10 protein-coding genes are annotated in these 9,435 nt (G+C 61.2%); 2 read left to right on the top strand and 8 right to left on the bottom strand.

Going from position 1 to position 9,435, the window contains the following annotated elements; genetic code table 11:
* A partial coding sequence (locus tag VL202_RS20825; RefSeq protein ID WP_325465979.1) for a calcium-binding protein occupies window positions 1–1,135 on the bottom strand: 1,135 nt, incomplete at its 3' end.
* 402 nt (window positions 1,136–1,537) lie between these two features.
* On the opposite strand from VL202_RS20825, the gene VL202_RS20820 reads away from it, so the two are divergent.
* Both VL202_RS20820 and VL202_RS20815 read left to right on the top strand, forming a co-directional pair.
* A complete protein-coding gene (locus VL202_RS20820) occupies window positions 1,538–2,305 on the top strand; it encodes a triose-phosphate isomerase (RefSeq protein ID WP_325465978.1) in 768 nt (255 codons plus the stop codon).
* Between the two features lie 25 nt (window positions 2,306–2,330).
* Window positions 2,331–2,768, top strand: a complete 438-nt coding sequence (locus VL202_RS20815) for an RpiB/LacA/LacB family sugar-phosphate isomerase (protein WP_325465977.1) — start codon at window positions 2,331–2,333, stop codon at window positions 2,766–2,768.
* A gap of 532 nt (window positions 2,769–3,300) precedes the next feature.
* On the opposite strand, the gene VL202_RS20810 is transcribed toward VL202_RS20815, so the two are convergent.
* The 7 genes from VL202_RS20810 to VL202_RS20775 form a co-directional block, all read right to left on the bottom strand.
* Window positions 3,301–3,612, bottom strand: a complete 312-nt coding sequence (locus tag VL202_RS20810) for a DUF6074 family protein (RefSeq protein ID WP_325465976.1) — start codon at window positions 3,610–3,612, stop codon at window positions 3,301–3,303.
* A 102-nt stretch (window positions 3,613–3,714) separates the two neighbouring features.
* Complete coding sequence (locus VL202_RS20805) at window positions 3,715–3,876, bottom strand: hypothetical protein (protein WP_325465975.1); 162 nt, start codon at window positions 3,874–3,876, stop codon at window positions 3,715–3,717.
* 110 nt (window positions 3,877–3,986) lie between these two features.
* Window positions 3,987–4,430 carry a diguanylate cyclase domain-containing protein gene (locus tag VL202_RS20800; RefSeq protein WP_414692914.1) on the bottom strand — a complete coding sequence of 148 codons (444 nt, stop codon included), beginning with the start codon at window positions 4,428–4,430 and terminating at the stop codon, window positions 3,987–3,989.
* 127 nt (window positions 4,431–4,557) lie between these two features.
* On the bottom strand, window positions 4,558–5,901 hold the full coding sequence (locus VL202_RS20790) for a mandelate racemase/muconate lactonizing enzyme family protein (RefSeq protein ID WP_325465973.1): 1,344 nt from the start codon (window positions 5,899–5,901) through the stop codon (window positions 4,558–4,560).
* Between the two features lie 61 nt (window positions 5,902–5,962).
* Window positions 5,963–7,039 (bottom strand): sn-glycerol-3-phosphate ABC transporter ATP-binding protein UgpC, encoded by a 1,077-nt coding sequence (locus tag VL202_RS20785; RefSeq protein WP_325465972.1) that lies wholly within the window; start codon window positions 7,037–7,039, stop codon window positions 5,963–5,965.
* 56 nt (window positions 7,040–7,095) lie between these two features.
* Window positions 7,096–8,349: a sugar ABC transporter substrate-binding protein gene (locus VL202_RS20780; RefSeq protein ID WP_325465971.1), complete on the bottom strand. Its 1,254-nt coding sequence runs from the start codon at window positions 8,347–8,349 to the stop codon at window positions 7,096–7,098.
* Window positions 8,350–8,470: 121 nt separating this feature from the next.
* On the bottom strand, window positions 8,471–9,316 hold the full coding sequence (locus VL202_RS20775; protein ID WP_056333746.1) for a carbohydrate ABC transporter permease: 846 nt from the start codon (window positions 9,314–9,316) through the stop codon (window positions 8,471–8,473).
* Window positions 9,317–9,435: the final 119 nt, after the last annotated feature.

Here is a 9,435-nt window from a genome sequence, read left to right as displayed (position 1 = left end):
TATCGGTGCCGTCGCCGCCGTCCAGCGTATCGACGCCCTCTCCGCCATCCAGCATATCGTTGCCCTTGCCGCCAGACAGGACGTCGTTGCCGTCCAGGCCGGAAAGCACGTCGTCGCCGGTCCAGCCGGTGAACTTGTCGGCCTTGTCGGAACCCGTGATCGTATAGGCTTCGAAGTTGACGATGCTGGTGCCGTTGGAAAGCACCTGCTTCACCTCGGGAGCCTTGGCGGTGAAGACACCGGAGACGCTATGCAGTTCGACCCGGTCATTGCCGGTGCCGCCATCGAGCACATCCTTGCCCTCGCTCGCCCAGCTTTCGAGTGAGTGGGTGATGGTATCGTTGCCGCTGCCGCCCAGGACGGTATCGTTGCCTTCATTGCCGTAGAGGAGGTCGTTGTCGGAACCGCCATCGATATGGTCGGCGCCGTCGCCCCCCAGGATGAAGTCGCCGCCGACGCCACCGAGGATGCGGTCATTGCCCGCACCACCAAGGATCGCATCGTTGCCCCTGTCGCCATAAAGCCGGTCATCGCCGTCGTCTCCGGTCAGAAGGTCGACGCCATAACCGCCATAGATCACGTCATTGTCGTCGCCACCCGAAAGGATGTCGTCGCCATTGCCGCCGTTGAGGAAGTCGTTGCCTTCGTCGCCATTGACCATGTCGTCGCCGATGCCGCCATCCAGCGTGTCGGCGCCCTCGCCGCCCAGGAACTGGTCGTTCCAGCGGCCGCCCGTCATCGTATCGGAAAAGGCGCTGCCGGTGATATTGAACTGCTCGACATTGACCAGGGTCGCACCGAGGAAGGTCTTGCTGGCGATGGGATCCCAGGCCGCGAAGGTCACGCCCTTGCTGGCGCTCTGGAAGCTGAGATTGAGGCTGTCAAAACCCAGACCGCCATTGATCTTGTCTCCGGCTGCGGAACTCGCGGCCGGATCGAACCAGTAGACGACGTCGTCACCGGTTCCGGCATTGATGGTATCGCCACCCAGACCGCCAAAGAACTGGTCGTTTCCGGATCCGCCGGTCAGCGTGTTGGCACCATCGGTCCCAAACAGCGTCTGGTCACCGACGCCGGGGATCGTATATGGCGCGGCGGCAGAAGAGGCCTGCATCGCATTCAATGATTTTTTCATCTTGTCCTCATGGATCATCAGCCAAACCGAACGTCTGGCCTTTGGGCTTCACTCGAACCGGCGCGTAAAAGCGCTCGGCTGCCTATCGCTACCCTGCCGCCTGATGCCCATATGTTCCCACGGGAACAAAAACGCCCTGGTTTCAGCCTTCGGATTCGATGCGCATGTGAGGAGAATCAAAGATATAACAGAGAAATATCACAAAATATCAAAATTAAAGTTGATATACTGCTTCATGATGTGATATCTCACTTCCGAGACGACCGTGAACCGCGAGAAGAGCGCAGGTGGCGGATCGTGAGATCGGTGTCGTATTCCTTGGCGGCGTAAAGCGATACCGTCTGTGAGGGATATCGCCGGAGCAGACATCAAGTTTCAGAAAACAGACGGAGGAGATGGGGCATGACGACAATATCTGCCTGGGTCGGGACCAGCTGGAAGATGAACAAGACCCTGGCTGAGGCGATGACCTTCGCCGATGGCCTGGTGGGCAGCGACGTCACGCGCGACCCGCGCATCCAGCGCTTCGTCATTCCGCCGTTCACGTCCGGCCGGCAGGTCAAGGACAGGCTGGCTGCAACCAGCGTCAAGGTTGGCGCGCAGAACATGCATTGGGACGACGCCGGCGCCTGGACCGGGGAAATCTCGCCCATCATGCTCAAGGACTGCAATCTCGACATTGTCGAGCTCGGACACAGCGAACGGCGTGAGCATTTCGGCGAAACCGACCGCGCGGTCGGACTGAAGACGGCAGCGGCGGTGAAACACGGGCTGATCCCGCTGATTTGCATCGGCGAAACCCTGGCGGAGCGCGAGGCGGGCCAGGCCGATGTCGTACTCAAGCGCCAGGTGGAAGGCGCGCTCGGCCTGCTCGAAGGCGCGGACAGGACCAGGCCGATCCTGCTTGCCTACGAACCGGTCTGGGCGATTGGTGTCAGCGGCATCCCGGCCTCGGCCGACTATGCCGACGAGCGCCACGCGCGGATCGCTGAATGGGCAAAAAACAGCCTCGGCGTTGCCGTCCCGGTGCTCTATGGCGGCAGTGTCAATCCCGGCAATTGCGAGGAACTGATCGCGAAGCCGCATATCGACGGCCTGTTCATCGGCCGCTCGGCCTGGGACGTCAACGGTTATCTCGACATTCTGAACCGCGTCTCCGCGACGCTCTGACAAACAACGAAGGAAGGATACAGCCATGAAAATCGCCATCGGCGCTGACAGCGCGGGCAAGCCGCTCCTCGACATCATCGAAGCGCATCTGGCCACCAAGAGCGGCCTCGAAGTCCAGAACCTCAGCCAGTCCGGCTTCTATGCCGACCTGTCCAAAAGCCTCGCGGAAACCATCGTCCGCGGAGAGAACGAACGCGGCATCCTGATCTGCGGCACCGGCATCGGTGTTTCCATCTCCGCCAACAAGGTACCCGGCATCCGCGCGGCACTGACGCATGACACCTATTCGGCCGAACGCGCGGCGAAGTCCAACAATGCCCAGATCATCACCATGGGCGCGCGCGTCGTCGGCCCCGAACTTGCCAAGGCCATCGTCGACAAATGGCTGGAATCCGAATTCGATCCGAACGGCTCCTCCGCCGGCAACGTTGAGGCCATCGATCGTCTCGACGCCGGCAAATAATGGTCTGACCTAGCCTTCCGCAGAATATGTAGATCCTCCCTCATGTCCTGCAGAACGACGCCCGGCGAAAATGCCGGGCGTTTTCGTTTCAGGCGCGCCGGATGGTGATATTCGCCCCTCCCCTTCTCGATGTTCTTCGTCCCGCCGCCTTGAGGATGATGTTCATGGCCTCCCCAAACCGGCGCGAAGCAAAGCTTCGCCGTCAAAGACGATGGTTTGGGTTTGCTCGCACCGACCGCGCTTCGAAACGAAGCGGGGTCAACCGGGCATGCCAGATTGCGGGATCGCAAGGACTGGATTTCCTGGACGTGCGGATCCGGGGGACGAACGCCGGAAAACCGTGCCCCATCACGGTATCCTTAGGATTTCGTTACCTTGGGGAAATGTTTAGGTATCATGGCTTTGAGAGCACGTATCTGTCTCTTTTGGTCGGAAAATTATCGACCTGCGCCGAAAGGTGCATTTTCAGGCTTTGCTGACAACTCTTGCATCGCTCCGATGGATGTTGGACCCAGAAATCGACAAAATGCCACTACGGCAGACGATAGCCGCCCTCCGCCTCCGCTGACAGGCGATCGGAATAACGCCGCATCATCTCGACCTGAACTTCCGTCTGGAAGGCCATGACCTGCTGGCTGATCGACTCGTCGGAGCAACCCAGCGCGCGCAAATTTCGCGCCAGCGCCCGGCACTCGGTCTTCCAGTACTGGAGCGCCGCATCGCCGTGGATGTTTTCGAGTTCGGAAGCACAACGCCTGACGGTGTTCACCTGCCCGGCCAAGGGAAACGGCACGACCCGTTCGTTCTTCTCCGAAAAACGCACATCCCTCAACGCAGCACTCATCAGGCGGTTCTCCATGTTGCCGATTCTGATTTACAAAGCATATAGTTAACGCTTCGTATCCGAACCGGCCCGTCGGCCCGATTCCTGTTCCAAAAAGCAATTTCAGCCCACCTTTCCGAGCCCGTGACCATTGGCGCGCAGCATTGCCATGATCATCGGGCCGAGCGAAAACTCCCCCTCGAAACCGGCTTCCTTCAGCAGTTTGTCGAGGATCGACTTGTTGGCCTGGTAGGCAAGCAATTGTCCGGCGAGGCCCTCACCCAAGCCGATACCGCTTCCGCCAGCCGCGCCTGATCATCGTCGCCGGGCTTTTTGCCCTGTCGTCGCACGCTGCACGAGAAGACATCGCAGAAGCAGCATGACATCTGCCTGCATCAGGCGTCAGGGTCCGCGAAGCTGAACGTATTGCGGCCCGTCTTCGACTGGTACATCGCCGCATCGGCCTTCGCCAGGAGTTCCTCGCGACTCCGCCCGTCAAGCGGAAACCGGGCGACGCCCGGGCTGGTGGTGACGCTGAAGGTGCAACCGCCGATCTCCACAGGCGCGGCGACGCTGTTGCGCACCCGTTCGACCACGATCATCCGGTCGATCTCCTGCGGCGGATCCGGCAGCAGGATGACGATCTCGTCGCCGCCAAGCCGGGCGACGGTATCGTTCGCCCGCAGACAGACGGCGATCCGGGCGGCGGACATGGTCAGCAGATTGTCGCCGGCCGGGTGGCCGCGCGTATCGTTGACCCATTTGAAATTGTCGAGATCGAGAAAGACGATCGCCGCCAGGCGCCCAAGCCCTTTTGCCCCCCACCTCAAAACCGGCAATGGTTCGCCGTTTCGTGCTGAAGGGTTGGAAGCCACCGACTTTCGGCATGCGCTTCGGCACCGGGAAATGACCACTCCCGATGCCTTGTTGCTGATGCCTGATGAAAGGATGGATGGCCGAGGGCCGCTAACGGATCAACTGCGTCTGGTAGCGTGGCGGATCGACCCTCTCGAAGCCCGCCTTGCACTTGTTCCATTCCTCCGTCGGCATGAACAGGCTGTCGGGGTCGCGAAGATTGGCCTTGATCGCATCCAGATTGAGGTCGAGACCCAGGCCCGGCAGGTCTGGAACCTTGACATAGCCGTCGTCCAGATAGTTCGGCTCGAGACCCGTTACCAGTTCTTCCCAGAAAGGCACATCGAGGCCATGGTGCTCGACGGCCATCAGGCTGCCGATCGCCGCCCCGCAATGCACGTTGGCCATGAAGCCGATCGGCGAGCAGCACGAATGCAGCGCCGTCGCCAAGCCGTACCGGGCACCGTAATCGGCAATCCGCTTGGTCTCGAGCATACCGCCCGACGTCAACAGATCGGGATGCAGCACATCGAAGGCCTGCGTTTCGATCGCCTCGCGGAAACCGTCGAGCAGGTAGAGGTCCTCGCCGCCTGCCACCGGCGTCAGCAGCGCATCGGCAACCTTCTTGTGGCCCTTGATGTCGTGCCAGATGACCGGATCCTCGATCCAGGCGAGATTGAAGGGCTCCAGTGCCTTGCCGATGCGGATGGCCTCATCGGCGGTCACATAGCCTTCGCCGAAATGGTCGACGCAGAGCGACACCTCGCTGCCGACCTCGGCGCGAACGGCCCGCACGATCTCGACGGCGGTCTCGATCCCCTTTTCGGAAATCTTGGCGCCGCGGCCGGAACCGGCAACCCGGGTACTCTTGCCGAGGGCATATTCATGTCGGGTCGCAGACCCCACCAGCGCGTCTTCGGTCGTTTCGAACAGCTTGGGCGGCAGGTCGAACTTGATGAAGGTGAGCCCCATGTCGGCCCGGGCACGTACCGCCTTGGCGTAGGCCTCCGGCGTGAGCTTCTCGGGCGCCGGCGTATCGCCATAGATGCGAACGCTGTCACGGTACTTCCCGCCGAAGAACTGGTAGCACGGCACGCCATAGATCTTGCCGACAAGATCCCACAAGGCGATCTCGATCCCCGAAATGCCGCCCCCTTCCCGTCCGTCTCCCCCGTAAAGGCGCAGAGCATTGAAGATCATGTCGACATTGCAGGGGTTCTGGCCGAGCAGGAAATGCTTCAGCCGCAGCGCGCTCTCCGGGTGCCCGCCATCGCGGACCTCGCCCAGGCCGTAGATGCCCTGATTGGTATCGATCCGGATCAACGGATAGTAGCAGATGCCCGTCACCACAGCGATCCGCACGTCCGTGATCCGGATGTCGGACGGACGGGAGTGGATCCGGACGGCGTTCTCCACAGCCTCGATGGCCTCAGCCGAATTGATGGCCTTGTTCACTTTCAATCTCCTGGTTGAAAGGCCGGTCTTGGGATCCGGCCCCTTAAATCGATTTTTGTCGTCAGGCGGCATTCAGCCTGTGGCCGGACCGACTGTCGAAAACATGGATGAGATCGGGTGCGACGGAGACCTCGAAAGGCTCGCCGGCGCGTATCGTGCGTTCGCCGTCGATCACCGCGACGAGGTCGCGCCCGCCGACATCGAAGGTGACGTGGGTCAGCGCTCCCGTCGGCTCCACGAAGCGGGCCGAGCCGGACAGCCGGGATCCGTCGCCCTGTGCAACGAGGTGTTCGGGGCGAACACCGAGCGTCACGGGCCTGCCCGCTTCCAGCTGCACGCCGCCTACGCGGATCGTGCCGCCATCGGCGAGCGTTGCAACCGCCCCCCGATCATCGCTGCCGCCGACGGCTTCGATGAAGTTCATGGCGGGTGTGCCGATGAACCCCGCGACGAAAAGATTGGCAGGCCTGCGATAAAGCTCCAGGGGGTGGCCCTGTTGTTCGATGCGGCCTCCATGCATCACGACGATATGATCGGCCAGGGTCATGGCCTCGATCTGGTCGTGGGTCACATAGATCGAGGTCGTCTTCACCTTCTGGTGCAGCGCCTTGATCTCGGTCCGCATCTGTACGCGCAGCTTCGCGTCGAGATTCGACAGGGGCTCGTCGAACAGGAACACCAGGGGGTTGCGGACCACGGCACGTCCCATCGCGACACGCTGCCGCTGACCGCCCGAAAGCTGTGAGGGTCGCCGATGAAGGAGCGGCGTCAGACCGAGCATGCGGGCCGCCTCGCCGACGCGAGCCTCGATCTCGGCCGGGGATTTCTTCGCCAGCTTCAGGTTGAAGCCCATGTTTTCGGCCACGGTCATGTGCGGATAAAGCGCGTAGTTCTGAAAAACCATCGCGATATTGCGCTCGCGCGGCGTCAGGTCGTTGACGATCCGGTCGCCGATCGCGATCTCGCCACCGCTGATTTCCTCCAGCCCGGCGATCATCCGCAACAGGGTCGATTTTCCGCAGCCGGACGGTCCGACCAGCGCCACGAACGCGCCATCTTCGATCGTCAGATCGATGTCGTGGATGACATCCAACGCGCCGTATTTCTTCTTGATGCCCGTCATCTTCACGGAAGCCATGGCTCTTCTCCTGTCGTTCGAAATGTGCCGGGCGGCGAACCGCCCGGCAGCGAGTGTCAGCCGGCACGCCGCATGGTGCGTTCCCAACCGGCCGCCACTTCATCCATGGCATCCTGCGGCGACGCCTGCCCCAGCAGCGTCTTGGAAAGGCCGGCGCGAAGCTGAGCCTCGACCGCGCCCCAATAGGCATCACGCGGATTGGCGATGGCCGTCTTCAGCTGATCCGCCATCACCTTGGTGAAGCCATATTTTGCAATCACCTCCGGATCGTTCAGGACCGACAGGCGCGCCGAGGCATTGCCCTTCTCCATGGACCGCTTTGCCCATTCGCGGCTGGTGATGAACTGCACGAACTCAAAGGCCCATTCCGTGTTGGCACCCGCCGAAGGCACGGCAAAGCTCCAGCCACCGAGCGAGGACCGGCTGTCGGCGATGGTTTCCCGACCCGGCACCAGCGCCCATTGCCAACGGCCCTTGGTCTTGGACTTGTCAGAGCGGTTGATCGGCGTCGCGGAGGCGTTGAGCGTGATGCCCATGGCGTAGCGGTCGTTCTGGGCATTGGCGATGATTTCATCCCATTCCCAGGTCAGCGCATCTTCCGGCACGACCTTGTGCTTGTTGAGAAGGCTTCCGTAATAATCGACGGCTGCAACCGATTCCGCATTGTTGATGAGGATTTCCTTGGTCTTGCTGTCGTAGAAGCCACCACCCGACGACAACAGATACGGACCGAAATGGTCGACGATCGCGCCGCCCTGGCGGGCGCAATAGCCCACGCCGAAGCGGTTCGGTTTGCCTGCCTCGGTGAGCTTTTGCGCCGCATCCAGGTATTCCGCGAAATTGCTGGGCGGAGCGCTCAGTCCGACCTGTTCCAGAAGGTCGGGCTGGTAGTGCAGGATATAGGTCGTGCTGCGATAGGGAATACCGCGCTGGACGCCATCGATGGAGGCGAGATCGATGGAAGCCTGCGAGAACTCGTCCATGCCGAAATCGGCTGCATATTTGCCGCCTGCCGTTTTCATCAGTTCGTTGACGTCAGCCATGTAGGGGTGCATCCAGCCGATCATGGATGCGCCCATCTGCATGACGTCGAAGCTGGTGGTGCTGCCGCTCGTCAGTTCCGCGCGGGCACGGGTGACCAGCGGCTCGTTTGGAAGCTGGATATATTCGACCTCGATGCCGGTTTCCTTGGTGAAAGCCGGGATCGCGTCCTCGATGATCGTGCCTTTCCAGGGCGCGCTGTCGCCCAGCACGGTCAGCTTTGCCGGCTTGCTTCGCGCCAGCGCCGGCGTGAAAAGCGCGGAGCTCATGAGGCCGACGCCCGCCACCGTCGCCGCCGATCCTATCAGCAAATTGCGACGCGTAACCTTCGGTCCGTTCAAAATTCCCTTGTTCTTTTCCATTGGTACTCTCCTCCTCCGTTGAAGTTCGTTATTTCACCGTTCCCGATGACAGGCCCTGCACAAGGTGCTTCTGGACGATCATCGAGAAGATGATGACGGGGATGACGACGAGGACGCCGGTGGCGGTAATCGCTCCCCAATTGGTGCCGGTCTCCCCACCGGCATAGGCTGCAAGCAGGACCGGCGAGGTCCGCGTCGAATTGTTGGTCAGGATCGCCGCGAAGATGAAGTCGTTCCAGGCCAGCAACAGCGACAGGATCGCGGCTGTGACGATACCGGGTCGGGCCAGCGGCAGGACGATCTTGCGGAAGGCGAGCATTCGCGAGGCGCCGTCGATATAGGCCGCTTCCTCCAGTTCCTTGGGAAGATTGGCAAAGTAATCCTTCATGACCCAGACGATCAGCGGCAGGCTGAAGGTCGTGTAGGCGATGATGATCGACAACCGCGTGTTCGACAGACCGACCGCCTTGAACAGGACGAAGAGCGGCAGCAGGATCGCGACCGGAGGCAGCATTCGCATGATCAGCAGCAAGATCATCGTGACGCCCTGGCCGCGAAAACTGAAGCGGGCGAAGGTGTATGATGCCGGAATGCCGATGATCAATGACAACAGGACCGAACAGGTCGTGGCGATCAGCGAGTTGGAGAACGACGACAGGAAATCCGACTGGGTCAGCACCTGGGCGTAGTTCTCGAAGGTCGGCACCCACAGGAAGATCGGCGGATTGGTGAATATCTCTTCGCGCGTCTTCAGCGATATTCCGACGATCCAAAGCAGCGGAAAGAGGAAAATCACGAGCAGGGCCGCGAGGCCGGCATAGGTAAGGCCGTAGCGGATCGCCTTGCGGCGTTTTCCGAGCGAGGAACCTGACATTACTGGATCTCCTTGCGCTTGGTTGCGAGTATGAAAAGGACGCAGAAGATCAACACGATCAGCAGCATGACCCAGGATGCGGCCGCTGCCAGCGTCAGGTCGAACGACAGGAACGACGC

The organism is Pararhizobium sp., from assembly GCF_035497515.1.
Lineage (GTDB): Bacteria > Pseudomonadota > Alphaproteobacteria > Rhizobiales > Rhizobiaceae > Pararhizobium.
The sequence above is the reverse complement of the archived record's forward strand: the minus strand, read 5'-3'. Positions and strand labels throughout refer to the sequence as shown.